Annotated in this window: 24 protein-coding genes, 1 tRNA gene and 1 pseudogene; 12 read left to right on the forward strand and 14 right to left on the reverse strand. The window is 63.5% G+C overall.

Translation table 11 applies throughout. From position 1 onward, the window contains the following. Nucleotides 1–106: 106 nt before the first annotated feature. The 3 genes from QCM77_RS21160 to QCM77_RS21170 form a co-directional block, all read right to left on the reverse strand. Nucleotides 107–670, reverse strand: a complete 564-nt coding sequence (locus tag QCM77_RS21160) for a chlorite dismutase family protein (RefSeq protein WP_279661333.1) — start codon at nucleotides 668–670, stop codon at nucleotides 107–109. Nucleotides 671–739: 69 nt separating this feature from the next. Next, nucleotides 740–976, reverse strand: a complete 237-nt coding sequence (locus QCM77_RS21165) for a BrnA antitoxin family protein (RefSeq protein ID WP_279661332.1) — start codon at nucleotides 974–976, stop codon at nucleotides 740–742. A 160-nt stretch (nucleotides 977–1,136) separates the two neighbouring features. Beyond that, a complete protein-coding gene (locus QCM77_RS21170) occupies nucleotides 1,137–1,322 on the reverse strand; it encodes a BrnT family toxin (protein WP_279661331.1) in 186 nt (61 codons plus the stop codon). A 330-nt stretch (nucleotides 1,323–1,652) separates the two neighbouring features. Here QCM77_RS21170 and dnaG point away from each other — a divergent pair, with 330 nt between their 5' ends. The 3 genes from dnaG to QCM77_RS21185 all read left to right on the forward strand — a co-directional run bounded on the left by dnaG (nucleotide 1,653) and on the right by QCM77_RS21185 (nucleotide 6,803). After that, a complete protein-coding gene (gene dnaG, locus QCM77_RS21175) occupies nucleotides 1,653–3,680 on the forward strand; it encodes a DNA primase (protein WP_279661330.1) in 2,028 nt (675 codons plus the stop codon). Between the two features lie 375 nt (nucleotides 3,681–4,055). Further along, a complete protein-coding gene (gene rpoD / locus QCM77_RS21180) occupies nucleotides 4,056–6,206 on the forward strand; it encodes an RNA polymerase sigma factor RpoD (RefSeq protein WP_279661329.1) in 2,151 nt (716 codons plus the stop codon). A 216-nt stretch (nucleotides 6,207–6,422) separates the two neighbouring features. Beyond that, nucleotides 6,423–6,803, forward strand: a complete 381-nt coding sequence (locus QCM77_RS21185; protein WP_462676318.1) for a thiol-disulfide oxidoreductase DCC family protein — start codon at nucleotides 6,423–6,425, stop codon at nucleotides 6,801–6,803. Nucleotides 6,804–6,821: 18 nt separating this feature from the next. Here the strand turns inward: QCM77_RS21185 and QCM77_RS21190 are convergent, their stop codons facing one another. Both QCM77_RS21190 and QCM77_RS21195 read right to left on the reverse strand, forming a co-directional pair. Further along, the gene (locus QCM77_RS21190; RefSeq protein WP_007596614.1) at nucleotides 6,822–7,058 is read right to left on the reverse strand and encodes a hypothetical protein; all 237 of its coding nucleotides are present in this window, start codon (nucleotides 7,056–7,058) and stop codon (nucleotides 6,822–6,824) included. A gap of 545 nt (nucleotides 7,059–7,603) precedes the next feature. Then, on the reverse strand, nucleotides 7,604–8,542 hold the full coding sequence (locus QCM77_RS21195; RefSeq protein ID WP_279661328.1) for an OmpA family protein: 939 nt from the start codon (nucleotides 8,540–8,542) through the stop codon (nucleotides 7,604–7,606). 164 nt (nucleotides 8,543–8,706) lie between these two features. On the opposite strand from QCM77_RS21195, the gene QCM77_RS21200 reads away from it, so the two are divergent. Next, nucleotides 8,707–9,513, forward strand: a complete 807-nt coding sequence (locus tag QCM77_RS21200) for a lytic murein transglycosylase (RefSeq protein ID WP_279661327.1) — start codon at nucleotides 8,707–8,709, stop codon at nucleotides 9,511–9,513. Nucleotides 9,514–9,706: 193 nt separating this feature from the next. Here the strand turns inward: QCM77_RS21200 and QCM77_RS21205 are convergent. Further along, a pseudogene (locus QCM77_RS21205) lies at nucleotides 9,707–10,548 on the reverse strand (SDR family NAD(P)-dependent oxidoreductase). A 122-nt stretch (nucleotides 10,549–10,670) separates the two neighbouring features. Here QCM77_RS21205 and QCM77_RS21210 point away from each other — a divergent pair. The 4 genes from QCM77_RS21210 (at nucleotide 10,671) to QCM77_RS21225 (ending at nucleotide 14,261) form a co-directional block, all read left to right on the forward strand. Next, entirely contained in the window at nucleotides 10,671–11,045 is a 375-nt protein-coding gene (locus QCM77_RS21210) for a response regulator (protein ID WP_279661326.1), read from the forward strand. A 56-nt stretch (nucleotides 11,046–11,101) separates the two neighbouring features. Then, nucleotides 11,102–11,713: a LysE family translocator gene (locus QCM77_RS21215; RefSeq protein WP_007596605.1), complete on the forward strand. Its 612-nt coding sequence runs from the start codon at nucleotides 11,102–11,104 to the stop codon at nucleotides 11,711–11,713. A gap of 590 nt (nucleotides 11,714–12,303) precedes the next feature. Beyond that, entirely contained in the window at nucleotides 12,304–13,515 is a 1,212-nt protein-coding gene (locus QCM77_RS21220; protein ID WP_279661325.1) for a GGDEF domain-containing protein, read from the forward strand. Nucleotides 13,516–13,604: 89 nt separating this feature from the next. Beyond that, entirely contained in the window at nucleotides 13,605–14,261 is a 657-nt protein-coding gene (locus QCM77_RS21225; protein WP_279661324.1) for a peptidoglycan recognition protein family protein, read from the forward strand. Nucleotides 14,262–14,265: 4 nt separating this feature from the next. Here the strand turns inward: QCM77_RS21225 and QCM77_RS21230 are convergent, their stop codons facing one another. The 3 genes from QCM77_RS21230 to QCM77_RS21240 all read right to left on the reverse strand — a co-directional run bounded on the left by QCM77_RS21230 (nucleotide 14,266) and on the right by QCM77_RS21240 (nucleotide 17,115). Then, nucleotides 14,266–14,607: a hypothetical protein gene (locus QCM77_RS21230; protein WP_279661323.1), complete on the reverse strand. Its 342-nt coding sequence runs from the start codon at nucleotides 14,605–14,607 to the stop codon at nucleotides 14,266–14,268. A 380-nt stretch (nucleotides 14,608–14,987) separates the two neighbouring features. After that, nucleotides 14,988–15,887: an RNA polymerase sigma factor RpoH gene (gene rpoH / locus QCM77_RS21235; RefSeq protein WP_211396557.1), complete on the reverse strand. Its 900-nt coding sequence runs from the start codon at nucleotides 15,885–15,887 to the stop codon at nucleotides 14,988–14,990. Between the two features lie 220 nt (nucleotides 15,888–16,107). Further along, nucleotides 16,108–17,115 carry an RluA family pseudouridine synthase gene (locus QCM77_RS21240; protein WP_279661322.1) on the reverse strand — a complete coding sequence of 336 codons (1,008 nt, stop codon included), beginning with the start codon at nucleotides 17,113–17,115 and terminating at the stop codon, nucleotides 16,108–16,110. Between QCM77_RS21240 and QCM77_RS21245 the strand changes: the two genes are divergently transcribed. Further along, nucleotides 17,114–17,458, forward strand: a complete 345-nt coding sequence (locus QCM77_RS21245; RefSeq protein ID WP_279661321.1) for a hypothetical protein — start codon at nucleotides 17,114–17,116, stop codon at nucleotides 17,456–17,458. The two genes, QCM77_RS21240 and QCM77_RS21245, sit on opposite strands and share 2 nt — an antisense overlap. 222 nt (nucleotides 17,459–17,680) lie before the next feature. Further along, nucleotides 17,681–17,755 (forward strand) — tRNA-Glu (locus QCM77_RS21250). Between the two features lie 193 nt (nucleotides 17,756–17,948). Here the strand turns inward: QCM77_RS21250 and QCM77_RS21255 are convergent. Together QCM77_RS21255 and QCM77_RS21260 are read right to left on the reverse strand one after the other, a co-directional pair. After that, nucleotides 17,949–18,368 (reverse strand): CBS domain-containing protein, encoded by a 420-nt coding sequence (locus QCM77_RS21255; protein ID WP_279661320.1) that lies wholly within the window; start codon nucleotides 18,366–18,368, stop codon nucleotides 17,949–17,951. 187 nt (nucleotides 18,369–18,555) lie between these two features. Further along, nucleotides 18,556–19,026, reverse strand: coding sequence for an aminoacyl-tRNA deacylase (locus tag QCM77_RS21260; RefSeq protein WP_279661319.1), 471 nt, complete (start codon nucleotides 19,024–19,026; stop codon nucleotides 18,556–18,558). A 508-nt stretch (nucleotides 19,027–19,534) separates the two neighbouring features. Between QCM77_RS21260 and QCM77_RS21265 the strand changes: the two genes are divergently transcribed. After that, nucleotides 19,535–19,954, forward strand: a complete 420-nt coding sequence (locus QCM77_RS21265) for a DUF4844 domain-containing protein (protein WP_279661318.1) — start codon at nucleotides 19,535–19,537, stop codon at nucleotides 19,952–19,954. Between the two features lie 159 nt (nucleotides 19,955–20,113). Here QCM77_RS21265 and QCM77_RS21270 read toward each other — a convergent pair whose 3' ends face one another. Together QCM77_RS21270 and QCM77_RS21275 are read right to left on the reverse strand one after the other, a co-directional pair. Further along, nucleotides 20,114–21,121 (reverse strand): hypothetical protein, encoded by a 1,008-nt coding sequence (locus QCM77_RS21270; RefSeq protein WP_279661317.1) that lies wholly within the window; start codon nucleotides 21,119–21,121, stop codon nucleotides 20,114–20,116. Between the two features lie 12 nt (nucleotides 21,122–21,133). Further along, on the reverse strand, nucleotides 21,134–24,127 hold the full coding sequence (locus QCM77_RS21275) for a penicillin-binding protein 1A (RefSeq protein ID WP_279684747.1): 2,994 nt from the start codon (nucleotides 24,125–24,127) through the stop codon (nucleotides 21,134–21,136). A 215-nt stretch (nucleotides 24,128–24,342) separates the two neighbouring features. Here QCM77_RS21275 and QCM77_RS21280 point away from each other — a divergent pair, with 215 nt between their 5' ends. Continuing rightward, complete coding sequence (locus tag QCM77_RS21280; RefSeq protein ID WP_279661315.1) at nucleotides 24,343–24,708, forward strand: hypothetical protein; 366 nt, start codon at nucleotides 24,343–24,345, stop codon at nucleotides 24,706–24,708. A 378-nt stretch (nucleotides 24,709–25,086) separates the two neighbouring features. On the opposite strand, the gene QCM77_RS21285 is transcribed toward QCM77_RS21280, so the two are convergent. Further along, complete coding sequence (locus QCM77_RS21285; RefSeq protein WP_279661314.1) at nucleotides 25,087–26,112, reverse strand: alpha/beta hydrolase; 1,026 nt, start codon at nucleotides 26,110–26,112, stop codon at nucleotides 25,087–25,089. Between the last annotated feature and the right edge of the window lie 66 nt (nucleotides 26,113–26,178).

A 26,178-nucleotide genomic window follows, 5' to 3' on the forward strand; every position in this document is an offset into this window, starting at 1 on the left:
GAGAGAGGCCCCTCACCCCAACCCTCCCAGCGCGAGCGAAGCTCGTCGCGGCCCCGTAAGAACGGGGCGAGGGAGCGCAGCTTCGTCGTCGCCGGCAGCGCGATCACTAGGCCGACAGCACTTCCTTGACGACGCGCACGTCGACCTCGTGCTCGACATAGGTCCATTCCTCGGTTCGCCTGAGCATCTCGACCAGCTCCTCGAACAGCGAGGCGTGCGCCGGCGCGAACTCGAACCAGGTCAGGAAATCGAAGGGCCCGCCGAGGTCGCGGCAATGATAGAGCTGCCGCGCAATCGCAGGCAGGAAGCGCAGGCTGCTCGCGATGTGGTGCGATTTGTCTTCAAAGATCCTGCGGCGCTCTTCCTGGGTCAGCTCCCACCAGGCTTGCGACTTGCGGATCGGGATCAGCGCCGCGCTGGTTGCTTCCAGCCGGCCGAGGCCGGCCTGCACGGAAGTGAGCTGCTGCTTCTCGGTGCGCTCGGTGTAGCGCAGCGTGCTCGCGACGCCGACCAGCCGCCAGGCATTGCGCGAGGGCACCAGCGGCAACGAGATGGCCTCGCTGTCGGTGACCGACAGCGCCGGCATGAAGGGCAGGGGCTCGCCCGTCACGGGCGAAATCGAGATGATGCGCCAACCCCCGGTCTGGCCGCCTCGGAAGGTCCTGAACATGGCCTATGGAAGCGTGGAACCGGGTCGGGTTCAAGGCCTCTGTCATTAGCTCTACGGGATTTGCCCGGATCAGGCCCGCTTCTTCGGCTTCGACTTCTGTTCCATGTAGGAGCGCAGCACAGCATTCATGCGCCGCTGATAACCCTCGCCATCGCGCTTGAAGAAATCCAGCACATCCTCGTCGACTCGGATGGAGATTGCTTTTTTCTTCGGCGGCATCACCAGCACGGCGTCTGACCAGTCAATATCGATCGGCACCGCATCCGGATCGTTGGCGACGGCCTCGGCGATATCTTCATCGGTCAATGCGTCAACGCGAGCCCAGTCAGTCTTTCCCTTCCTCGGGAAGTCCCTTGAAACGATTGTAATATTTCTGTCGTTCGTCTTCCCGCGCGCGCCGGACCGAGATGAACCGGCAGATAGTCCCGCGGATCGCGCAGGCGACCGCGACTTCCCGCCCGTCGATCTAACCGAAGATTTGGTACCTGACTTCGTCATTGCGATCCGACCGGCGGATGAAGGTGTAGCCGTCGAGAATTCCGCGCGCATCCTCGAAGTCGATTCCGTGAATTCGCAGGTTGGTCGCACGCTTTTTCGGATCCCATCCGAAGTCGTGAATGCCTGCGAATAGCAACTGCAAGTCCTCCGTCATGGCAAATCATCCAAATGACACTGCATTTTGCCGCGCATGAGGTTTGCTATGACGTCTGAGGCCGTAGCCGCGACTTCATCGTACGCGTGTATATACAAACGTAATCGTTGTATGTCAACGATCTCAGTCCCGCTGGGAAAGGTCGAAACTGTTTGCTCCATCGACGGGCAGTCTAGGAAGTCCGGGGGGTCTGTTTCGCAGGAGATTTCCTGCCCTGTGCATAGGTCGAATAACCCGGATAACCCGTCTAAACCTGACTTTTGCCCACCCCGCACCTATATCCGTAACCCTTCGCCCGACTCATGCTGATTCGCGCTAGACTCAGAGCCCATGCGCTTCACGCCCCAATTCCTCGACGAGCTGCGTGCCCGGCTTTCGGTCTCCGAAGTCGTGGGCAAGCGCGTCAAGCTGAAGAAGGCGGGGCGGGAGTGGAAGGGGCTGTCGCCGTTCCAGCAGGAGAAGACGCCATCCTTCTACGTCAACGACCAGAAGGGCTTTTACCACGACTTCTCCTCCGGCAAGCACGGCGACATCATCAGCTTCATGATGGAGACCGACGGCCTGCCGTTCGCGGAGGCCGTGGAGCGGCTCGCCAATATGGCGGGCCTGCCGCTGCCGGCGGTGACGCCGGATGCGGCGCGTCAGGAGCAGCGGCGCCGCTCGCTGCATGACGTCATGGATCTCGCGGCGAAGTTTTTCGCGGAGACGCTGGCCTCGCGTGTCGGCGCCAAGGCGCGCGGCTATCTCGCCGACCGCGCGATCTCGCCGGCGACGCAATTGCAGTTTCGGCTGGGCTATGCCTCACCCGATCGCTTTGCGCTGAAGGAGCATCTCGGCAAGCTCGGCGTCTCCGTCGACGACATGGTCGAGACCGGCATGCTGGTGGCCGGCAACGACATCCCGGTGCCCTATGACCGCTTCCGCGACCGCGTGATGTTTCCGATCACGGATCTGCGCGGCCGCGTCATCGCCTTCGGCGGGCGCGCGCTGGAGAAGGACGTTCCGGCCAAATACCTGAACTCGCCGGAGACGCCGCTCTTCCACAAGGGCGACAATCTCTACAACCACCAGACCGCGCGGAAGGCCACCCATGACGGCGGCGCCCTGGTCGTGGTCGAAGGCTATGTCGACGTCATCGCCATGGTCACCGCGGGCTTTGCCGGCAGCGTCGCGCCGCTCGGCACCGCGCTCACCGAAAACCAGCTCGCGCTGCTCTGGAAGATGGCGGACGAGCCGATCCTCTGCTTCGACGGCGACCGCGCCGGCCAGAAGGCGGCTTATCGTGCCGCGGACCTTGCCTTGCCCTTCCTCGCGCCCGGCAAGAGCCTGCGCTTCGCGCTGCTGCCGGAAGGGCAGGACCCCGACGATCTCGTGCGCTCCGGCGGTCGTGGCGCGATCGAGGAGGTGATCGCGGCGGCGCGTCCGCTTGCCGAGATGATCTGGTCGCGCGAGCTCGAGGGCGGCAATTTCGCCACGCCCGAGCGCCGCGCCGCGCTGGAGGCGCGCATCAAGGAGCTCGCGGGCGGCATCCGCGACGAGGTGGTGCGGCGCTATTATCGGCAGGATCTTGCCGAGCGGCTCCAGCGCGCCTTTGCCCCCGAAGGCGGACGCGGCGGCTTTGGTGGCCGTGGCAATTTCCGCCCCGGCTCCGCCGGCCGCCAGTTTCAGCCCCGGGCTGCCGGAGGCGCGAATCGATTCGGCGGCCAGGGATTTGGCGGCCAGGGATTTGGTGGCGGCCGCCGCGGCCCGCCCGGTCCCATCCAGCTGCCCTCCGGGCCCTACCAGGCGGCGAGCGCCCAGCTCGCGGCAAGCCCGATCATGCGCGGCCAGCGCAGCGCCATCTCGCGCCGGGAGGCCCTGATCCTGCAAATCCTGATCAACCATCCCTGGCTGCTGCACGATCACCTCGAGGAGGTCGCCGCCCTGGAGCTCGCCCATCCCGAGGTCCATAAGCTCCGGGCCGGCATCATCGCCGCCTTCGCCAACGACCATCACCACTCGCCGGACCCCGGCGAGCAGGCCGAGAAGATGCGCGGCGACCTCGAGAAGGGCGGATTTTTGCAGGCTCTTCAAAGGGTTGAGGGCGGGATCACGACTGCGGCGGTGTGGGGCGCCCGTGAGGGCGCGGCACGGGACGACGTTCTCTCCACCTGGCATCAGCTGGTTGCCTTGCATCGCCAGTACCATTCACTACTTAGAGAGCTGAAAGACGCCGAGCTGGCCTTGGGGGAGGATCCCAGCGAGGCCAATATGGCGTGGCTGCGCGACGTCAAGGCTCGGATAGGCGAAGTCGACGGCACCGAGGCCCTGATCGAGGGTTTTGGCGAGCTGTCGGGCCGGTTCCAGAAGAGCGTGTGATGAAAGAATCATGCGGACGGCCGGGGCCGCAACCGCTAAAAGACTCGCCAAATCCGAGGTTTGGCGGCAAAAACAGGGTTAATCGAGGCTTAACGGTATTGTAGCACTTTGGCCACCAGGCGGCCGCAGGCAGAACAGACGCGTCAGGAATGAATCCGCGCAATCGCTGTTGGCACTACACCTGCATCCGCCGCGACAAAGAGGCTCACGAAGCGTTAGGCAAATCCGGCGAGAGAAAGGTCGGGGTGGCGACAAGATGTTCGCGCCGCCCTTTCCGTGTCGCGATCTGACGAAGCGAGAGCGTCGAGCAACAGGTTCAAGTGATTTCACGCGGGCGCGGCGAACGTCTGTGTGAAACGCGTTTAGGAGCAATGGATGGCCACCAAGGCAAAGACGCTGCAGGCGAAGGACAAGGAAAAAGACGACAAGGCAGCGGACGCGCCGGAGAAGGACTCCCAGGACGCGCCCTCGCCGTTGCTCGATCTGTCCGACGCGGCCGTGAAGAAGATGATCAAGCAGGCCAAGAAGCGCGGCTTCGTGACCTTCGATCAGCTCAACGAAGTTTTGCCGTCCGACCAGACCTCGCCCGAGCAGATCGAGGACATCATGTCGATGCTCTCGGACATGGGCATCAACGTCACCGAAGCCGACGATAGCGAAGGCGAGGAGGACAAGGACGAGGCCGGCGAGGACGAGACCGACAACGAGCTCGTCGAAGTCACCCAGAAGGCCGTCACCGAGGTCAAGAAGAGCGAGCCGGGCGAACGCACCGACGATCCCGTGCGCATGTATCTGCGCGAGATGGGCACCGTCGAGCTGCTGTCGCGCGAAGGTGAAATCGCGATTGCGAAGCGCATCGAGGCTGGCCGCGAGGCGATGATCGCGGGCCTCTGCGAAAGCCCGCTGACCTTCCAGGCCATCATCATCTGGCGCGACGAGCTCAACGAGGGCAAGATTTTCCTTCGCGACATCATCGATCTCGAAGCCACCTATGCCGGCCCCGACGCCAAGGCCGGCATGAACAATGCGATGATCGCCGGTCCCAATGGTGAGAGCGGTGAAGCGCCGGCCGAAGGCGGCCAGGCCACCGGCGTCGCACCCGCGCATGTGGCGCCGCCCGCCGCACCACCGTCGCCGACCCCGTTCCGCGCCGCGCCTGCGCCCGGCAATGCGGGCGAAGCCGCGAAGGATCCTGCGGAGTCCGCCGCCGAAGCCGACATGGACGAGGACGACGAGTTCGAGAACCAGATGTCGCTCGCGGCGATCGAGGCCGAGCTCAAGCCGAAGGTCGTCGAGATCTTCGACAAGATCGCCGACAGCTACAAGAAGCTGCGCAAGCTTCAGGAACAGGACATCCAGAACCAGCTCGAGAGCACCTCGCACGGGCCCTCGCTCTCGCCGCACCAGGAGCGCAAATACCGCAAGCTCAAGGACGAGATCATCGTCGAGGTGAAGTCGCTGCGCCTGAACCAGGCGCGTATCGACAGCCTGGTCGAGCAGCTCTACGACATCAACAAGCGCCTCGTCTCGCATGAGGGCCGCCTGATGCGCCTTGCCGACAGCCACGGCGTCGCGCGCGAGGACTTCTTGCGCAACTACACCGGCTCGGAGCTCGATCCGCGCTGGCTCAACCGTGTCTCGAAGCTTTCGGCCAAGGGCTGGAAGAACTTCGTCCATCACGAGAAGGACCGCATCAAGGACCTCCGCCACGAGGTGCATCAGTTAGCTGCGCTGACCGGCCTCGAGATCATCGAGTTCCGCAAGATCGTGCACTCGGTGCAGAAGGGCGAGCGCGAAGCACGCCAGGCCAAGAAGGAGATGGTGGAAGCCAACCTCCGTCTCGTGATCTCGATCGCCAAGAAATACACCAACCGCGGCCTGCAGTTCCTCGACCTGATCCAGGAAGGCAACATCGGCCTGATGAAGGCGGTCGACAAGTTCGAGTACCGCCGCGGCTACAAGTTCTCGACCTACGCCACGTGGTGGATCCGGCAGGCGATCACCCGCTCGATCGCCGACCAGGCACGCACCATCCGCATCCCCGTGCACATGATCGAGACGATCAACAAGATCGTGCGCACCTCGCGCCAGATGCTCAACGAGATCGGCCGCGAGCCGACCCCGGAAGAGCTCGCCGAGAAGCTCGGCATGCCCTTGGAGAAGGTCCGTAAGGTCCTCAAGATCGCCAAGGAGCCGCTGTCGCTCGAAACCCCCGTCGGTGACGAAGAGGATTCGCACCTCGGCGATTTCATCGAGGACAAGAACGCGATCCTCCCGATCGACGCCGCGATCCAGTCGAACCTGCGCGAGACCACCACGCGCGTGCTGGCCTCGCTCACCCCGCGTGAAGAGCGCGTGCTGCGCATGCGCTTCGGCATCGGCATGAACACCGACCACACGCTGGAAGAAGTCGGCCAGCAGTTCTCGGTGACGCGCGAACGTATTCGTCAGATCGAGGCCAAGGCACTGCGGAAACTGAAGCATCCGTCGCGGTCGCGGAAGCTGCGGAGCTTTTTGGACAACTAGTTCAAGCGCCACCACTTGGTGGCGGTCTGTTGAGGCAAGAACGGCGGGCGAAAGCCCGCCGTTTTCGTTCGTGCCGACTTGTCGGCAGCGTTCAGCCAAAGAGGCTCATCAGCTTTTCTATCGGAATATACTTCCGACGAGAAAGGCGCATCGATCCTGGAATTCCGGGTGGATGGCTCCAGCCTCGACGTGGCACAGATCGACATCTATGCTTCGATGATGCCGGCTCACCTCACCGTCTGGTACAACACCCGTTGCCCCGTCTGCGATGCCGGCATCGACTGGCAGCGCAACAAGCTGTTGGCGTTGGTGCGCGCGGGCACGATCGAATTCAGGGATATCAACGAGCAGCCCGACGCGCTGGCGCACTTTGGCGCCACGCTCGACGACATCAGGCGCCGCCTGCATGCGACCGATGAGGCCGGCCTGCTCATCGTCGGCGCGGATGTCGCGATTGCGCTGTGGAGGCTGACGCCGGGGGAGGGGTGGCTTGCGGGGCTGTTCGGCAATCGCGTGGCGCTGCCGTTCACCCGGTTCTTCTATGACCGGTTTGCCGATCTGCTGTTTGCCTGGAACAGGCGGAGCGGGCGCTGGTGAGCGCCTGACTGGGTCAACCTATTTCTTCTTCGCCCCGACCCGCTCGAGGTTCTTGATCTCCAGCGCCGGGCGGCCGGATTTTTCGGCGATCTCGCGGTCCTGCTCCATGATAAAGGCGCGCGCGGGCTCGTCGCCGTCGAGGCCGCCGAGCAATTCGGCGGGCACGCGCCGGTTGGAGCGTTGGGAGCCGTCTTCATAGAAGACGTTAAAAAAGGCGAATTCGCCCTTGGGATTGGTTCCAGGTTTTTTGGCCATGGCGGCTTGTCGTCGATCAGGGGGCTATAGTCAAATGACTTTGCGCACCTGCCGGGGGGGCCCGTCGTGCCCTGCCGCGGCCGGATCGATCGACGATGGTCCGCTTGCAGGATGGAAGCGTCGAGCGCTGCGTCGGGTCCGGTGCGGCCCTTCGCTCGATAAACGGCGGGCCGCGAAAGCCCGCCGTTTATCTTGGTCTTCAGCGTCGCCCGGGGCTGGCGGGGCGACAACCTAAAATAGAATGCTATAGGCCGCGCCATGCGGTTGCAAGGCAAATCACTGCGGCGTCGATGTCGGAGTCGGCGGATCAGATATGCGTCGATGCGAGGAAAGTTCCAAACGATATGCTTGGACGAGCGAATTACTTTGTTCATCTTTCGCGCCGCCGCAACGCAGCGAGCGTTGTGCGCCTTGTAGGAAAGCGCGTTGGTCTGCATGTGCATGTCTTCCCGCATGCGTGCAGAATGATCCGAAGTGCGGAAGCGAGTTCCCTCAACGTGGCGCACATCTCAGTGCGTGCACGCGCTGGCGCGGCGAAGCGAGGTTTACGGCGCCACCAGCTCCACGCGCCGGTTCAGCGCGCGGCCAGCGTCCGTCCCATTGGAGCCGACCGGCGCCAGCAAGCCGACGCCGGCGGTGCGCAATCGCGGCTGCGCGATGCGAAAGCCCTTCACCAGCTCGGCTGCGACTGCTTCGGCGCGGCGCTTCGACAGGTCGAGATTGTATTCGTAGGCGCCCTGGCTGTCGGTGTGGCCGACGATGAAGACGTTGAGCTGCGGCTGGCTGGTCAAGAGCTTTGCGATCTGCTCCAGCGTCGGGCGGCTTTCGGGTTTGAGCACGGCCTTGTCGGTGTCGAAATAGATGCCGTAGAGCGCGATGTGGCCGGTCTCGCCAAGGCCCTTCGCCATTGCGGCGGCGTCGACCATCTTGTTCGCGATGGCGCCGAGTTCGGCGACGGTGACTTGCGCGGTGATGTCCTGGTTGTTCTGGCTGACGATGACGCTGGCAAAGGTCTCGCGCCCGCCCTCAGTCTTGCGGCCGGCGTAGTAACGGTAGTTGAAACCATCGACCCACATCTGCGGGACCGGCAGCGTGTCGATGCTTTCCGTGAACGGAATGGCGCCGCAGGCATCGGTGTCGCAGGCGAGCAGGGTCTCGAAGCCGGCTTTCGCCAGCTGCGTCTCGAAATTGCGCGACACTTCCAGGATCGAGGGGCCGGGGTCGGTGCGATAGGCGATGCGGAAGACGCGTCCCTCGAGCCGCCGCGCGTCGGCCGGCTGGCCGTCCCTGAAGGCCGCCGCCTGCATCCGCGCCGCGTCAAAATCCTGCATCACATAGCCGGTGATGACGCTGCCGGCGAACCGGCCGATGCCGGGATAGTCGCGGCCGCCGGCGACATCGCGCGTCTGCGCGGAGGCGGCAGTGGCGGTGAAGGAGAGCAAGGCGAGGACAGCGAGCATCCGGCACGACATGGGCATGATCATCTCGATCGGTTGGGGAGGGGGCGAGCGCATTTCATTTGTCGCAGCCAAGATGCGATCGGTTCTGGCGATCGGTTCTGGCGAGGATTTGCCGCTTTGACGCGAATCCGGTTCCCGGGCATGATCGCGCGGTGCTTTCCCACTCATTCTTCAGAGGATTTTTCCGCATGTCGAGACACGCCCTGGCCATCGCCTTCATTGCCTGTCTGGCCAGCGGAACGGCGCAGGCCGCGCGCTGCGGCGGCGACTTCAACAGCTTTGTCGCCGGCATGACCTCGGAAGCGCAAGGAGCCGGCGTCTCGGCGGGCGTGACCAGCGCGGCCTTCAACGGCATTACCCAGGACGGCGCCGTGCTCGCCTTCGACCGGCGCCAGCGCTACACCTTCAACAAGAGTTTTGAGCAGTATGTCTCGACCCGCGTTGGCCCCGGCCGCATCAATGGCGGGCGCGCGCTGCTGCAGCGCCATGCCGCGCTGCTCTCGCGCATCGAGCAGCAGTTCGGCGTGCCCCGCTATATCCTGGTCGCGATCTGGGGGCTGGAGAGCGATTTCGGCAAGGGCGACATCGGCAAGCTGCCGGTGATCCGCACGCTGGCGACGCTCGCGCATGACTGCCGCCGGACGGAGCTATTCCAGGGTGAGCTGCTCGCGGCGCTGAAGATCGTGCAGCGCGGCGACCTGCCGCTGCGCGACCTGATCGGGGCCTATGCCGGCGAGATCGGCCAGACCCAGTTCCTGCCGTCGTCCTACATCAAATACGGCGTCGATTTCGACGGCGACGGTCATGTCGACCTCCGCCACAGCGTCCCCGACGTGCTCGCCTCGACCGCGAACCTGCTCCACACCAGCGGCTTCAAGATGGGCCAGCCCTACGGCGAGGGCACCGCCAATTTCGAGGCGATGCGCGAGTGGAACAGGGCGGTGATCTACAGGAAGACGATCGGGTATTTCGCCGATCGGCTGGCGGGGCAGTGAGGATTCGCTAAAGCGACGGAGCACTCGCGCCCACATGCTCGGTGTCATCGCCCGCGAAGGCGGGCGATCCAGTATTCCAGAGGCAGCACGAGAATACGGAGAGGCGGCGGCGTACTGGATTCCCCGCCTCCGCGGGGAATGACAGCGGAGAGTGTCGTGCCGGCGGGAAATCCAACGCTGCTGCGTGAGATACCTAGCTCCCCTTCGCCATCTTCTCCAGCTTGCGCTGCAGCGGCGCCCAGTACGTTCCCGGGCGGAAGCGCTGCAGGAGGTCCATGAAGCGGGCGTCGTTGCCGATCAGGATACGCGGCTCGTTTCTCTCGATGCCCTTGATGATGCGTAGCGCGGCATCTCTCGGCGTGGTCTTTGCCGCGTTCTCGAACCGCTCGATCGATTGCGACCGGCGGGCGTTGTCGGTGACGCCGACCCCGGTGCGCGAATTGCGCGCGATGGCGGTGGCGACGCCGCCGGGATGCACGACCGACAGCCTCATGTGCTTCCCGCCGCCGCAAGTTCGTGCCGCACGCTCTCGGAAAAGCCGCGCACCGCGAATTTCGCCGCGGCATAAGCCGACTGTCCCGGCGGGGCGATGATGCCGAAGATCGAGGAGAGGTTGACGATGTGCGCCTCGCTCATCGTCTTCAGATGCGGCAGGAAGGCGCGCGTGCCGTGCACCACGCCCCAGAAGTTGATGTCGAACAGCCAGTCCATCTGCGCCTGGTCGATCTCCTCGAACGTCCCCATCAGCGCCACGCCGGCATTGTGGACGACGATGCCGAGCGCGGGATGCGCGGCGGTCGCCTCACGCGCGAACTGCGCAATGTCGCCGGGCTCGCTGACGTCGACGCGGTGCAGGCTGACCTTGCGCGCCTTGTCTGGTCCTTGGCCGATCTCCGTCGCGAGCGCCTTCAGCCCGGCCTCGTCGCGATCGGCGAGCGCGAGGTCACAGCCGCGCCGCGCAAGCTCGATCGCCAGCGCGCGGCCGATGCCGCTTGCCGCTCCGGTGATGGCGGCGGCGCCGCGGATTGCAGTCATGACATCCCCCCGTCAGGCCGCTCGAGCGGAACAATGATTTACATTTTTTCATATTGGAACTGAACCGCAGGCGAGTTGGCTCCTTAACATAGGTTACGCAAGCAAGCATTGGGAGCCCGCCCATGAGACAGGCTGAACCACGTCGCGCAACCGCGCTGATCGTTGAAGACGATGCCATGCAGCGGGAGATGCTCAGTCTTCTGCTGGAGGAGAGCGGCTACCAGGTCATCCAGTGCGAAAGTGCCGAGGCTGCCGAGCGGGTGCTCGACAGGAACGTCGGCGGGCTCTGCCTGATGCTGACCGACGTGCAACTCGCCGGCCGCATGAACGGGGTCGAGCTCGCGCACGTCGCCAAGCACCGCAACCCGAAGCTCGACGTCGTCGTCACCTCCGGCCGCCCCTTGATGCAGCCCTTGCCGAGCGGCGCAAAATTCTGGGCCAAGCCATGGGCGCCGCTCGACGTGCTCCGCGAGGCCGAGATCGCGCAGCTGTCCTGACGGTCGATCCGGCAGGCCGGCTTTCGTGGTCCGGGGCGCGGTGATAAGGTCTGTCCATGACCTTGTCCTTTCTGCTCACCTCGCTCATCGTCGTCGCCTCGCCCGGCACCGGCGTGCTCTACACGCTGGCCGCCGCGCTGACACGCGGCTCGCGCGCGAGCATCGCGGCTGCCTTCGGCTGCACCCTCGGGATCGTGCCGCACATGACGGCCGCGATGCTGGGGCTCGCCGCCGTGCTCCACACCAGCGCGCTCGCCTTCGCCGCGCTGAAATGGTGCGGCGTCGCCTATCTGCTCTACATGTCCTGGCAGGCGCTGCGCGAGACCGGCGCGCTGGCGGTGGACGGCGAGATCCGCGAGCGTTCGGTCGGCCGCGTGATCGTGACCGGCTTCCTGATCAACATCCTCAATCCAAAGCTGTCGATCTTCTTCCTCGCCTTCCTGCCGCAGTTCATCGCCGCGGACGAGGCCCATGTCCTGGCGCGGATGCTGGAATTGAGCGGCGCCTTCATGGCGATGACGTTTGCGGTGTTCGTGGTCTACGGCCTCTGCGCAGCCTCGGTGCGCGAGCGCGTCATCTCCCGCCCGCGCGTCATGGCCTGGCTGCGGCGGAGCTTTGCGGCGGGGTTTGCCGCGCTCGGCGCCAAGCTGGCGTTCGCGGAGCGATAGCTTCTCCGCCCAATAAAAAAGCGGGCCTTGCGCCCGCCACCTTCAATCTCTCAATCCTACCCGAAGCCCGGGCGGAGCGAGGCTCCACCCGGGCAAAGAAAAAGAAGCTACGTTACTTCTTCTTCGCCTTCTTGGCCTTCTTCGCCTTCTTCTTCGTCGCCTTCTTCGCTTTCTTAGCCATAGGATCCTCTTAAGGGTTAATGGTGAAACGCGACACGAGGGATGCTCGGCGGAGGGCCAGCCTCGCAACATCCTCGACGACAAGCTCAGCAGATTCGCGCCCTTCTGCCCCGTGCTGTCACATCCGTGTCATCGCGTTATCCACAGCTCAGATGCATTTTCGGGTGATTTTGGTTCGCGAATCCGTATCGCCGCCGGACGGCGATGCGACCGCACCGGACACCGGCGACATGCCTAACGATCCGACAACCGCGCCAGCTGTTCATGAATCCAAAACCAAAGGCACGCTTTTCGAAGTTCGCGGTGAGACTCCGTTAAGCGCGACGGCCGCATTGTCCCCTGCAAGAAAACGGGGATGGGGTCATGGACGGACAGCTGCCTGGGACGGAGGGCGCGACGCTGCGCGCGCCATGCTGAACGTGCCGACACTCTGGACGGTATTCGTCGTCAACTTCCTGGCGCTCGGCCTGATCTGGGCCTACGTGACCCGCTCCTATCCGAAATTTGCAGCCGCGCGGTTCTGGATGGCATCGTCCTTCATCGGCGCGACCGGCGCGATGACGGCCCTGATCCGCCTGTTCATCGCGTCTCCGCTGCCGCTCCTGCTTGGCGCGGCCGGCGTCATCGCGGCGAGCTGCCTTGCCGCCATGGGCATTCAACGCTTCTACCACCGGCCGGTCTCATGGCGCCTCATGACCGCAACGGGAGGCTTAAGCCTCGCCGGGGTCGTGTTCTTCATGGTCGGCTTCGAGCACATGCAGCTGCGCATGCTCAGCTACACATTCGGTCAGGCCCTGCCGCTGGTGCTGTCGCTGCGTCTGTTGCTGTCGCCGCCGGAAGGCCGCGTCAGTCCGGGCGCCCGATTGTCCGGCATCGTCATCCTCGCCATTATCGCGATCCTCGTGGTCCGCACGGTGGGCAATCTGCTCGGCGGCGATTTCTCGGCGAGCGCCGGCGGCCAGGCCCATGCGGTCATGGTGCTGGGGCTCCTGTTCCTGTCGATGACGCTCAATTTCGGCTTCCTGCTGATGGCGATGGACCGTCTGCGCAACGAGGTTGCCGCTCTCGCGCTGCTCGACGATCTCACCGGCGTCGCCAACCGGCGGCATCTGTTGCAGCGGCTGGGCGAAGAATGCGCCCGCTCGGAGCGCAGCGGCGAGCCGTTCTCGCTGCTGGTGATCGACCTCGACGGCTTCAAGACCATCAACGACACCAACGGCCATGCCGCGGGCGATGCCTGCCTCCAGCACTTCACCCTGATGGCGCAGACGCGCTTAAGGCCCGGCGACATGCTCGCCCGCACCGGCGGCGACGAATTTTGCGTCGTGCTGCCGTCGTCGACCTTGCGCGAGGCGGCTGCGATCGCCCGCCGCGTGCTCGAGGTCTGCCGCCAGGATGCCGTCAACTGCACCGGCGTCGACATCCCGATCGCGATCTCGATCGGGGTGGCGCAGTGGGATCGCGGCATCGGCCGATTCCCGGACCGCCTGATCGCGCATGCCGACCACGCGCTCTATGCGGCCAAGAAGAACGGCAAGAACGACTTTGCCGTCTACGATCCGGCGCCGCCGCTTTCGCCGGAGCCGGTCCGTCCGGGCGAGGTCACACGCAAATTCGCGTAAAGGCTCTTTGTTTGCGCCTGATCTCCTTCGGAAAACCGCTGCACATTCTTCCGGATCATGGGCTAGGCTCATGTCCACATTGGACCCGCATGATGATCTCCCGCCTGCTCGCGGCCATTCTCGCCGCTCTCATTCTGATCGCACCCGCCGCCGCAGCCGACGCCGAGCTGGCAAAGCTCGCGCGCGCCTCCGGCACGCCCGACATTCCCGGCCTGAAGATGGTGTGGCTGGCGCCATGGGGCGATGTCGGCAACGCAAAACCCTGGCGCAACATCATCGTGCACCAGACCGAGGGACCGGCAGGCTCGGCGCGCGGCGGCGCCGAGGCGCAATCGAAGAATCCCACGCGGCGCGGCGTCACGGTCTGGGTCGAGACCGACGGCACCGTCTATTGGGCAGTCGCGGAAAACCTGGTGCCGACCCATGGCGACGGCGCCAACCGCAACGACAACAAGTACATCGACAACAGATCGACCTATCGCCAGGTGGTGCGCGACAATTCGATCGGCGTCGAGTTCGCCGGCAACTATCCCGACGTCACGACGGGCCCGACCGCGGCGCAGGTCGCGGCGTGGAAGATCCTCGTCCAGGTCCTGCGGGTGCGCTACGGCATCCCGCTCGACCACGTCTATGCGCACAACTGGATCGACTACAAAGATGCCCGCTATTGCGAAGGCTGCTGGCTCGCGACGCTGGCACGGACTTGGGGGGCGCGGACTTGGGGGGCAAGGACTTGGGAGGAATGACGAGTCACACCGGCTCGGACATCCACCCAAAGAACCGCCGCATCAGTCCCGCTCGCCGCGGCACTTCCGGCGGCCCATCCGCCGCCAGCACGCGCTTGAAGAAGTAATCCAGGAACACCATGTCGTTCGGCTCGGTGACGGTGAATTTTTCCTCGCCGAAGAAGACGCTGTAATTGAAGAAGAACGGTCCCATGAGCGGGATCGTCGCGGTCGAGGCATAGTCCTTCGAGATCACGAACTCCGACGGCTCGAGGCCGTGGTCGCGCATCGCCTGCTCGACCAGCGGCAGCTTGCGCATGAACTGGGCGGAGAAGCCGCCCACGGTGGATTGCAGGATGATCGACACGGTCTGTGTCCGTCCAATTGGCTGTCGGTCCGATGTCTTTGGGTCGGTCGACCGGCAGCGCGGGTTCAACGCAAGCCCGGTTCTACGTCGGGCGGGGGGAGGGGGATGTGATGGCCGTCTCACCCGGCAGTACGGCCGTCATCGCCCGGTTTAACCGGGCGATCCAGTATTCCAGAGACCTGCATTGGCGACCTCGCTCTTGCAATTGGCGCCGCGGCGTACTGGATGCCGCGCCAGAGCCTGTCATCGGGCTCGCCGAAGGCGAGACCCGGTGGCGGGGCATATGACGGCGAGAGTTGCGTCCAACAAAAAAGCCGGCGTTGCCGCCGGCTTTCTGTCTCTTGTCGATCCGCCAATTTCTGGCGCCGGAGTAACCGCGCTTAGAGCGCGGCTTCCAGCGCGGCCTGTTCCGCCTTTGCGATCGTGCCCTTGACCGCGGACTGCACCTTCTCGAAGGCGCGGACCTCGATCTGGCGGACGCGCTCGCGCGACACGCCGAACTCGGCGGCAAGGTCTTCCAGCGTCATCGGCTCATCGGCGAGGCGGCGAGCCTCGAAGATGCGACGTTCGCGCGGGTTGAGCACGCCCATGGCGCCGTTGAGGGCGTCGCGGCGGTGATCATACTCCTCGTGCTCGGCCAGCATGGCTTCCTGGTTGGGCGAATTGTCGACCAGCCAGTCCTGCCATTCGCCGGCTTCGCCGTCGTCGCGGATCGGTGCGTTGAGCGACGCGTCGCCACCGAGGCGGCGGTTCATGTCGACCACGTCCTGAGCCGTGACGCCGAGACGCTTGGCAATGATTGCCACCTGGTCGGGGCGGAGATCGCCTTCGTCCAGCGCGGAAATCTTGCTCTTCGCCTTGCGCAGGTTGAAGAACAGCTTCTTCTGGTTCGCGGTAGTGCCCATCTTCACGAGCGACCAGGAACGCAGGATGTACTCTTGAATCGATGCCTTGATCCACCACATGGCGTAGGTAGCGAGGCGGAAGCCCTTTTCGGGCTCGAACCGCTTCACCGCCTGCATCAGGCCGACGTTGCCTTCCGAGACAACCTCGGAGATCGGCAAGCCGTAGCCGCGATAGCCCATGGCGATCTTGGCCACGAGCCGGAGATGGCTGGTGACGAGTTGATGTGCGGCGTCGCGATCGTCATGCTCGCGCCAGCGCTTGGCGAGCATGTATTCCTGCTGGGGTTCCAGCATCGGGAATTTGCGGATTTCGCCGAGGTAACGGGAAAGGCCGGATTCGCCATTAAGGACCGGCAGTGCAGCGGTACGGGCCATAGTGCGCCCTCCAAACAGGTTCAGGCCCCCGATAGCGGCGGGCCAGGCAGACGACCGCTTGGTTAAAGCCGGTCGGTGCTGCGATGTTCCGCGTTGGTCATTTCCAACGCAGGCGCAATATAACCCAGCGGGGGGCAAAAAGGGAAGGATTGTTGACGTCACGTCCCCGTGTGGCAGCTATAACTTTTTGTAATGTAAAGCTTTTCTGAAGAGGCCTGCGTCATAGCGCCGCTTTCAGGGCACCCTGAAGGAGAAGCAAATCCTCCGGCAGAGGCGTCTCCCAGTGGAGTAATTCTCCAGTCCTCGGGTGCTCCAATACCAGCAGATAAGCGTGCAGGGCCTGCCGTCCGAGGGCGGCCAGGGCTCCTTGCGACTCAGGACCCAGCTGGTTCGCCTTGGTCTTGAAATGCGGGCCGTAGACGCCATCGCCCAGCAGGGGGTGGCCGATATGGGCGAGGTGGACGCGGATCTGGTGGGTGCGCCCGGTCTCGAGCTCGCAGGCGAGCAGCGTCGCGATCGGCTTGCCGTCGCGTCCGGCAAAGCTCTCCAGAAGCTCCCAATGCGTCACGGCCTCCCGGCCGCTCTGGCGCACCGCCATCTTCTCGCGCGCATGCGGGTGGCGGTCGATCGGCGCGTCCACGGTGCCGCGATGGCGGCCGGGCAGCCCCCACGCGAACGCCATGTAGCCGCGGCGCATCGGCCCGGTGCGGCCGTGATCGGCGAATTGCGCGGTCAGCGAGGCATGCGCGAGGTCGTTCTTGGCGACCACCATCAGCCCCGTCGTGTCCTTGTCCAGCCGGTGCACGATGCCGGGCCGCCGCACCCCGCCGATGCCGGACAGCGAGGAGCCGCAATGGGCGATCAGCGCATTCACCAGCGTGCCGGTCTCGTGGCCGGCCGCGGGATGCACCACCAGACCCTTCGGCTTGTTGAGGACGACGATGTCGTCGTCCTCGAACACGATATCGAGGGCGATATCCTCGCCTTTCGGCTCCGGCGGAGCCGCTTCCGGCACGTCGATTGTGATCGTATCGCCGGATGCGACGTGATAAGCGGGGTCCCGGAGCGCGGCGTCCCTGAGGCTCACCGCGCCCGCCAGAATCAGGGCTTTCAGCCTTGATCGCGACAGCTCGGCAAGGTGCACCGCCAGCACGCGGTCGAGCCGGGTCGAGCCTTCGTCGCCGGCGACGACAACCTCCAACCTTTGCGCAGAGCTTAAATTTTCCATGACGACGTCTGATACCGTTGTTCCCGAACCGAGCCCCGAGCAAGCCGCGCTGTTCGCGCGGGTGCGGCGGATGATGCTGATCGCGGGGTTGACCACGGCGCTGGCAATCTGCGCCGTCCTGATCGCGGTGGGCTACCGCCTTTTCAAGTCGGAGGGAAGGGCGCCCGAGCCCGCGGGCGACGTCATCGCCACCCTGCCGAAGGGCGCCAGGATCGTCTCGACCGGGGTCGCCGGCGACCGGCTCGTGGTCACGCTCGACATCGGCGGGGTCACCGAGATCCGCACCTTCGATGCCCATACGTTGAGACCGGCCGGAAAGCTGAAATTCGCCAATGAGCCGTAATGCGGCTCCGGAACTCGCCTCGGCCGTCGTCCTGGCGAAGGCCAGGACCCATAACCACCGAATCCGGTTGCGTGAACGAGATGGTCGTTCCGACTTGCCTTACCCATCCCCATTCGGGGTAATGGGTCCTGGCTTTCGCCAGGACGACGGCCAGTGGACGTTTGAAACCCCTCGATCCCCGCTTGCCGCCGGCAAAATTCGAGGCTATGTCCTCTCCCTCACGCTCCCTTCGTCTAGCGGTTAGGACGCGGCCCTCTCAAGGCTGAAACAGGGGTTCGATTCCCCTAGGGAGCGCCAAATCCGCGATATTCCAAATCGACGTCCACCCGCATCGCCTTGCGTTCAAGCCGGCGCAATGGAAAGCGCTTCGGGCCGCGGCCTTCGCTGGTGCGATGGTTGCATGTTGAAGGCATAACTCCTTGAAGGCATGCTGCGGCCCCGCTCAGCGCCTGGCCGAGCGGCGATCGCGAGCGGAGCCCCCGGCCGTATTTCAGTGGTGCGCCGAAACGCTCCTGACGGTCTCGGTCAGCAAATCACCTGATGCGGAATGGCCGACGTCACCCAGACTGATGATGCCGACCATCCGCTTGCTCTTGTTGATCACCGGCAGCCTGCGGACCTGTAGCTTCTCCATATGATGCATCGCCTTTGCGAGGTCATCGTCCTCCCGGCAGCAATGGATGCCCTCGGTCATCACGTCGCGCGCCGTCGTGCGGCCGGCGTCGAAGCTGTGGCTCGCGAGCCCTTTGCAGACGATATCGCGGTCGGTCACCATCCCGACCAGCTTGTCGTCCTCGCCAATCGGAATGCAGCCGATGTCATGCGTCCGCATCAACTTGGCGAGCTCGGTAATAGGGGTGTTGGGGCTAACCCAGTCGACACCCTTGTGCATCACGTCCTTGACTTTCATGGCGAGCCTCCGTTCGTGGGTTTCAGGCGCCCCCCCATTTTCCGAATTGTGCGACCGATCGGGTGCGAGATCGCAGCGATCCAACCAGACAGGCGCAGACATTGTCGCCGTCACTCTCCTGAACAATTTGACGACGACCTCGCGGCCGCAGTCCCCGCCCAAAGGTAACGGGCGGTGTGCGAAATTCTCAATCGTGCGCGCTGAACTGCCCGTGCGGCGCATTGGCCGTCAGGCGCGCAAACTGCGCATGACCCATATGAAGCAGCGTCTCGTGATCGCCGGCTTCGATATAGATGTCCGGCTGTGCCTCGATGCTGTCGTCCACGATGATATCCAATCCGTAGCATTTGCCGACGGCAGGAACCGCACCGTGTGCACAGTCGCTGAACAGCCGGTTGATCTCGGTTTCATCGGCCATTTGGAGATTGTCGCCGAGACTTGTCCTCAAGTCCGACAGGCGGAGATGATGCGATGCGGGCAAGATGGCCAGCATGTATCCGCCGTCGCGCCGCAATACGATGCCCTTGGCGAGGCGGTCGCCCGAGATATGGCATGCCTCGGCCGTCCGAGCGGACGTCATGCTGAGTTCGTGCGGTATCACCTCGTATTGGATGTTTTCAGCGGCTAGGTATTTCTGGAGCGTGGGAGCAATGGTCATGACATCACCTCCGATGCGGAATGCAAACCATCCACCGTGAGGGTCATCCCAGCAGACTCTCACCACGCGATGGGCGGCTGCCTGACTATGGATCCAACATAGGTCTTTCATCGGCAAGCCGCAATTCGTCGACGGGCTCTGGCTGCTGTCCTTTGAGCACATGCGAGCATCCCATGCGGGGTTTGCGTCGAGGTTATGTAGCGATTTCAATTACATAAGAGTTCGTGGTTTTATTCTGAATGGCGCGCCAAAAATTGCGCTGGCCATTGATATCGCTTGGTTTCTCCGGCAATTGGTCCCACCAACGCGAAATCCTTCTCCGCAAATCAAGCTCCTAGGCTGTCGAACTGCGGTCGCGTAGTTTGCGCGAATGCGTCTTCTAGTTATCGCGATCTCTGTCCTGGGCTTGGCGGCTTTCGCGTTTCTGGGCGTGCGCTTCTAGCAGTACTCCCGGCTTTGGCCCAAGCCGTCTGCTGAGGTTGTTCAACTCACGCCGGAAAAGCGCCTATTGCTGCGGCGTCTCAGAGCAGAGACCAAGTTTCAACCAAATGATTATCCCCCCTTGGGCTACACCGGCGCGGAAACACGCGAAGATGAAGCGCGAGCAACGGCCGCGGTGAACCAGGTTATCGACGCGATCCTGGCTCAAGCCAACGAGTCTCTCCGTGCCGAAGTGCCTATCGCCCTTATTGAAAAGGCGCTGCGGGAAGTGGCGACACTTGCCACGGAGGATCGCGATCGGACTCAAGGCTATTTGCTGGAGATCTGGTACATCCTTGGCTTTGAAGGTCCGACTGGGCTCTTCGCTTTTGGCTCTGCCTACCCTAAACCCGACGGCTTTGGCGAACCGCTTCCACCGGGCTGGATAGCACCAGACAAGCCACGTCCGATCGGCGATCCAGTGGGACATTCCCGACAAAAAGCATAATGATCCTGGAGAACGATCTGGTGTCCCACTTTTCGGTAAGCCATTGGTTCTATTGATTTGGCAAAGTCCCCTAGGGAGCGCCAAATCCACGATATTTTACGATATTTTGCGATGGCAGTCCCGATCGGGAGTGCCAGCCCCTCGATCGACTGATCTTGCTCAGTCCCGCTCCATCATGTCGGCGATCGCCTTGATGCGGCTTCTGGCGTATTTCGGCAGGCCCGCGCTCAGTGAATCGCCGCGGTTGAAGGAGCTCTTGCCCATCAGCAGTTGCGCGGGCACGAGATTCCGCAGCATGGGTGTATTGCTATATTCCCTTTGCTTGTTCAGCACGTCGTTCCTGACCGCAACGAGGATGTAGACCGTGGCGATGGCGGCTTCCCGCTCGGTCGGATGCTGTTGCAGAACCGCAAGCAGCTTGCCGAACTGGATAACTTGGTTGACCCAAAAAATGTTCTGCTCGAGCGCGCCGGTGACTGTGGAGTCGAGCCCTGTCAGCATCGGCAGCTCGGCAAGGTGCGGCTGCGTGACCAGCATGATCTCACTCTGGAACTCGATGAAATCCGGAATCGGTTTCTTGCTCTCCTCGCGCAGCTTGTTGGCAAGCTGGATGCCCTGCGGAATTTTCCCTTCGAACATGTAACGGGACTGCGCGCAGATCGCCTTCGCGTCCTCGCACCAGCGGCGATCCGGCGGACAGTTGTGCGCGGCGCCCGCGTCCTTGTTGGGAATCGCATCGGCAGCCGTGATCGGCCGGTGCTTGACTGCGGAATCGATCTGCTCGAGGAGCGCAATATTCGCATACCGCGACAGATCCAATGCCGCTGCCGATCTTGAAAGTCGAAACCGCGCCTCCGCCTGGTAGACCGAGAGCTTCAGCTTCGTTTGTTGGTTGAGCGTGGGCTCAGCGAAGCTCGGGAAGAGCGAGAGGAAGCGCCGCTGAACCGGACGTGAGCGGGCCCAATCTTCGTAAGGAATAAGCCCGGTCGAGGAATCGGCAAGCTTGTCGTTGCGTTGGTCGGCGAAGATGACGGTGCGCGGTTTGATCTGTGTGGTCGGAACGCTGGCGACTGCGGGCACGTCCTCCAGCTGGAATTCCTGCGCGGCCGCGCCCGTGCAAGCGGCCACAGAGGCGACGAGGAGGACAGCGGCACGGTGGAGTCTCATGGGCGTCAATCCTCAATTCAGCCGCCGCCAGAAATAATCGGGATCGACTCGGCGCGGCGGTTGCGGAAGGCGATCCTCGTCATCGGGATATCCGCGCCAGGAGGGATATTCGCGCGGACCAAGACGCCAGGCCGGGAATGGAAAGGGCGGCCGGTTATCGCCGTAAGGGTGGTTATCGTAGGACCACTGCTGGAACGGCCCGGCGTAGCTTTCTGCACGCGAGACGATCCGAAATTGCGTATCATTGGTTCTGCCCGACGGATCTCGCTTGAAATACTCGGTGAATGCGCGCCCGGAGCCGGCCGGTGCAGGATCGCCGGTATAGGGATCGATCGACAGAGCAACGAGCTGATGCATGGCTTCGCGCGAAGGGCCGTTCAACGCCGTCTTGGGAGCGTGCAGCTCCCAGGCTGCCTGCACGATCGGCTCGAACATCGGCAGCGCCACTTTCGCTCCGGTCTGGCCGCGCCCAAGGGTGCGGCGTTCGCCATCGCCGTTGTCGTAGCCGACCCAGATGGCGACGGTGACGTCATTTGTGAAACCGACGAACCAGGCATCGGCCCAATTATCAGTGGTGCCGGTCTTGCCGCCGGCATAGGGCGAGAGATGCTTCGCCGCTTGCGCTGTTCCGCGCGCGAGCACGCCCTGCAGCATTGATTTCAACTGGTAAAACGATGCGCGGTCGGCGAGGCCGATCCAGTCCACTGCACGTGGATCGTGCCGGTAGATTGCGCGGCCGTCCTGTTCGATCGTCTCGATCGCATGAGGCTGGGGCCGTGCTCCTTCGTTGGCGATCGCTGCATAAAACGCCGCAAGGTCGATTAGGCGCACAGTTTGGGCGCCGAGCACGAACGGGTAGTAGCGCATGCATTCTTTGTAGAGCTGCGCTTCCATCGCGAGCTCGCAGACCCGGTCGAGGCCGTGCTCGGCGCTGTCGTCGAGGCCGGTCGCGAGCAATTGCGCGGTGGCGAGATTCCGCGAGTTTTCCAGCGCGCGCCGCAGCGTAATGGCGCCCGAAGCGCCGCCGTCGTAGTTCCTCGGCGACCAGAAACCGCGCTGACGCGCGGAGCTCGTCGCGCCGATCGGTGCCAGCGTAATGGGTTCGTCCATCACCAGCGTGTTGGGCTGCAATCCCTTGCGAAGGGCGGCGAGGTAGGTCAGCGGCTTCAAGGTGGAGCCGGGTTGCCGCAGGCTCTGGACGACGCGGTTGAGCTGGCTTGCCGAATACGAAAAGCCGCCCGCCATCGCAAGAATGCGGCCGGTTTCGTTCTCGAGTACGAGCGCCGCGCCCTGCACGGTCGGTCGAATGCGCAGATCGGCACGCGCCGCTTGCTTGCCCTTGGCTTCGCTCACCTGAACGTAGACCACGTTGTAGGGCTTGAGACCGCGCCGGATCGCGGCGCTCCAGGTGTTCAGCGGCAGGATGCGTCCGTCGGTCAGACCGACGTTGATCGCATCGCCGCGCTTGCCACGTGTGTTCTCCAGGACGACCGCCGCTTCCCAGTGGACGTCATAGAGAGGTAGCCGCGTCGTCTTCAACGCCATGAGCCAGGCCGGTTCCGTGGCCCTCAGGTCTGCCGCAATCTGACGGACAGCATCGGAAATGTTCGCCTCGGGTCCCTCAAATTTGTAACGACCGCTGTTCAGCTCGTACCGCGCGAGGCCTTCCTGCAATGTTGCCTCGACTGCGCGCTGCAAGGCCGAGTTGACGGTCGAGTGCACCGCGTAGGAGGAACTGGTGAGAGTATCGAGGCCCGCGACCACCTTTGCCTCGCGGGCGATGTGATCGACGAAGTGAAAGCCGAAGTCCCGGCGCGTCGGCCGGTACTCGACGAGCTGCGGCAATACCGGTTCCGCCGCGGCGGCGTCGATCATGGCGTCGCCCTGCATGCGGCCCAGCACGTAGGCAAGGCGCTCGCGCGCGCGCTCGGGGTGGTGGTCGGGATTGAAGTAGTTCGGTCCCTTGGCGAGCCCGGCGAGCAGCGCGCCCTCGACTGCGGAGAGCGCCTTGGCTGGTTTGCCGAAATAGCTGCGCGCCGCCATCTCGATGCCCCAGGCCCCACGACCGAGATAAATCGAGTTGAGATAGAGCTCGAGGATTTCCGCCTTGGTCAGGGCGCGCTCCATCCGCGAGGCAACGATCATTTCGCGCAGTTTTCTCTCGTAGGTAATGTCGTTGCCCACCAGCAGGTTCTTGGCGACCTGCTGTGTAATGGTCGAGCCGCCCTGCGGTCGTCCCGGGTGCGTGAAGTTGCCGATGAAGGCGCGGACCAGTCCGCGCTCGTCAATGCCGGTGTGTTGGAAGAAGCGCTTGTCCTCGGCGGCGACAAATGCGTTGCGCACCGCTTCCGGGATATCGGCAAGCTTGACCCAGATGCGGCGATTGTTCGGCACGTAGACCTCAGCAAGGCGCTCGCTCTTGCTGTCGAGGACTACGCTGGTGCCGGGAAGCTTGAGGTGCTTAAGCTGCACGGCGTCGGGCAGATCCTTGACCGCGCTGTTGTAGAAAGTGATGACCTGACCAAGATCGACCGGAGATTCTTCCATTTTGTCGACCTTGCAGAACTGCCTGTAGGCCACGTGGAGGTCGGCCAGCTTCAGTCCTTTGAGTGCCTTGATCTCGCTGCTCAATGCCTCCTTGTCATCCATGGCAGTGGCAATCAGATCGTCCAGGTTGATGTCCTCAATGTCGAAAGCCTTGCGCATGTGGGCGCAGCCGGCACCCAAAAGCTCCGCCACCTCGGAGCGGTCACGCACCTCATCAAACTCGGTCTTGACCCCATCCGGTCGGGTGGTGACCTGGCTGAAGGCAAGCGCCGTAGCGAAGATCTTGATGAGAATCGAGTCCATGGCCTGCCGCCGGTCAAAAACCGCCCCGTAAGGGTTCCCTCTTGTAGAACAGTATTCAACAAGGCCGTTTCGAGGAAAAAGTTCCTCCGACCTGGCCGGGCTTTGGAACCAACGCTGCGGCCAGTGCGTTCTGGAAATACGGTATTGGCAGCGCACCCATGAACGCCCCTTTTCCAGTCGTGCTTGCCGCGGCGCTCCTCAGCGCCGCCGTCGCCACGATGCCTGCGGATGCGGCTCCTCGAAAGCGAAATACCCGGGCTCTTGCCGCGGTGCCCCCTGCAGCTAGCGTCACCCAGCCCCCCGCGGACAGATTTTTGGCCTGCGACGTCCGGGTGCGAGACTATCTTCGCGAAGGCGGAGCGGCGATACGGGTGACCAAGATCGAAGTGGACGATGCGAGACTTCAGTTGAACATTCATCATGAGTACGGAGAGGCGGGAAAGTCGTCTCGAAAATACCTCCGCGGGGACACTGAGGAAGAAATGCGCAAAAATCTGCGCGCAATATTGGATGAATTCGCTGCGGCTGCGAAGGCCGCAGCGGCCGGTCGCACGTGGTATGTGATCGCTGCTCGCAAGGTCATGCCGGAGCTCCGCGAGGGTTCGGGCGACACCACGAATCCGTGGACCGCCATCGTCCTTGCGGATTTCGAGGGAAAATGCAGGCCCATCACGTTCTATCAGTCTGTCGACCGGGCCAAGCTCGATCCTGAACTGGCCAAGAAATTGGATGAGTGAAGTCTTGCGCTCGAAGTGATTTGCAGTCGTAGCGACCGCACCTGGAATCCATGAGAGGCGCGGGGAGGATAGATCGCGCCAAATCGGCAGTTGTATGTGCCGTCGCCGGTGTGTTTGCAGTATTGGCGGCGAGCCTCGGCTTTCGTCGCCTATAGGGGCAGGTTTGGGCAGCCGTTCTGAAACGCTTTGGAAAGCAATAAGGCAGTCACCGCCCAAACTTTTCTTTTAGCCCATGGAATTACTGACTTCTGCCCTATCCCTAGGGAGCGCCATTCACGTACCAGGCTGGGCAGTCCAAACCCGGCCGTTTTTCCGCCTGAAGCCGCAACGAGCGTGCGCAGGAGCAAGCTTTTCGCGAGGCTCGGCGCAGGCGCTCTCTTAGGCGATCGTGCCGTCGATCGAGCGGCGGATCACCCGCTGTACTTCTGCATTCGACAGAAACAGATCGTGGTTGATGATGCCCCAGCCCTCCTGCGAAGCATCGACCACGCGCACACCCAGCTGCGTGATGGCGGCCTTTTCGGCGGCCCCGACCCTGGTCATTCCACCTGCGATTTGTCCCGAGAGCGCAAGTGCGCGATCGTTCGTCGCGGCGATCACGACGATCTTGCCGGCAAGCGGACCGATGCGGTGGATCGCCGACGAGAACACGTCCATGTCGATATCTGGCGCAGCAAACACGACCGCACCGACCTTGCTCGTAACTGTGTCGCCGTATCGCGCATAGAGCTGACGCAGGCTTTCGAGCGTCAGCATGGTTCCCATGCTGTGCGCAACGATGTGCACGCGGCCGCCGCCTGGAGCGGACACGAGCGCAGAGAGCACGCGTTCGAAATCGTCGCGGGACCACATCGCGCTGTCGCGGTCATAGGCATAGTCGAACAGTCCTGCCTTGGAGGGCCAGGAGAACACCATGGTCCGGCCGCGGAACTTGATTCCATCCGAGAGATGGGCGGCATCCAGCATCGCCGTCTCGAATGTCTGTTTGAAGCCGTGCACATAGATCAGCACGTCTCCTCCGCCGGCCTGCGCAACGAGATCGCCAACGTCTGCCGACACCGGTTCGAGCCGATCAAGGCGCCAATCGCCAAATCCAACCGAGGCGAGAGAAAGTCGGCTCTCGTCCGGCGCCACCAGCTTCGCCCGCGCGACCGTCATGTTGGTCGCGCGCTCCGGTCCGAACCAGGGTTTCGTGCGACCGCCGTTCACGGGCTTGCGCGTGGTCGCGACGAGCAATGTGGGGTCAACGGAGAGCGATGACGCGTCGAAACGCGCCCCGGTCGCACCCAAGCCGGCGCATCCGGCGAGCGCGAGGGCACTTCCTGCCGAGACAAATCCGCCGAGGAGAGCGCGGCGCGAAACAGAATGACGAGAGTCGCGTTGCAGAAGTCGTCGGACGATCACACGGAACCTTTGGAACTTGGCCCACCGTAGCGCCACCCCGCCCAACTCCCTGAATGACAATGGGGG

It is taken from the genome of Bradyrhizobium nivariense, from assembly GCF_029846695.2.
Taxonomy (GTDB): domain Bacteria; phylum Pseudomonadota; class Alphaproteobacteria; order Rhizobiales; family Xanthobacteraceae; genus Bradyrhizobium.

Coding starts and splice junctions, on each gene's coding strand:
- QCM77_RS21220 (WP_279661325.1), top strand. CDS start 12,304: ATGCTGAACGTGCCGACACTCTGGACGGTATTCGTCGTCAACTTCCTG.
- rpoH (WP_211396557.1), bottom strand. CDS start 15,887: ATGGCCCGTACCGCTGCACTGCCGGTCCTTAATGGCGAATCCGGCCTT.
- QCM77_RS21190 (WP_007596614.1), bottom strand. CDS start 7,058: ATGGCCAAAAAACCTGGAACCAATCCCAAGGGCGAATTCGCCTTTTTT.
- rpoD (WP_279661329.1), top strand. CDS start 4,056: ATGGCCACCAAGGCAAAGACGCTGCAGGCGAAGGACAAGGAAAAAGAC.
- QCM77_RS21270 (WP_279661317.1), bottom strand. CDS start 21,121: ATGAGACTCCACCGTGCCGCTGTCCTCCTCGTCGCCTCTGTGGCCGCT.
- QCM77_RS21225 (WP_279661324.1), top strand. CDS start 13,605: ATGATGATCTCCCGCCTGCTCGCGGCCATTCTCGCCGCTCTCATTCTG.
- QCM77_RS21260 (WP_279661319.1), bottom strand. CDS start 19,026: ATGACCATTGCTCCCACGCTCCAGAAATACCTAGCCGCTGAAAACATC.
- QCM77_RS21195 (WP_279661328.1), bottom strand. CDS start 8,542: ATGATCATGCCCATGTCGTGCCGGATGCTCGCTGTCCTCGCCTTGCTC.
- QCM77_RS21240 (WP_279661322.1), bottom strand. CDS start 17,115: ATGGAAAATTTAAGCTCTGCGCAAAGGTTGGAGGTTGTCGTCGCCGGC.
- QCM77_RS21255 (WP_279661320.1), bottom strand. CDS start 18,368: ATGAAAGTCAAGGACGTGATGCACAAGGGTGTCGACTGGGTTAGCCCC.
- QCM77_RS21245 (WP_279661321.1), top strand. CDS start 17,114: ATGACGACGTCTGATACCGTTGTTCCCGAACCGAGCCCCGAGCAAGCC.
- QCM77_RS21185 (WP_462676318.1), top strand. CDS start 6,423: ATGATGCCGGCTCACCTCACCGTCTGGTACAACACCCGTTGCCCCGTC.
- QCM77_RS21200 (WP_279661327.1), top strand. CDS start 8,707: ATGTCGAGACACGCCCTGGCCATCGCCTTCATTGCCTGTCTGGCCAGC.
- QCM77_RS21160 (WP_279661333.1), bottom strand. CDS start 670: ATGTTCAGGACCTTCCGAGGCGGCCAGACCGGGGGTTGGCGCATCATC.
- QCM77_RS21210 (WP_279661326.1), top strand. CDS start 10,671: ATGAGACAGGCTGAACCACGTCGCGCAACCGCGCTGATCGTTGAAGAC.
- QCM77_RS21170 (WP_279661331.1), bottom strand. CDS start 1,322: ATGACGGAGGACTTGCAGTTGCTATTCGCAGGCATTCACGACTTCGGA.
- QCM77_RS21215 (WP_007596605.1), top strand. CDS start 11,102: ATGACCTTGTCCTTTCTGCTCACCTCGCTCATCGTCGTCGCCTCGCCC.
- dnaG (WP_279661330.1), top strand. CDS start 1,653: ATGCGCTTCACGCCCCAATTCCTCGACGAGCTGCGTGCCCGGCTTTCG.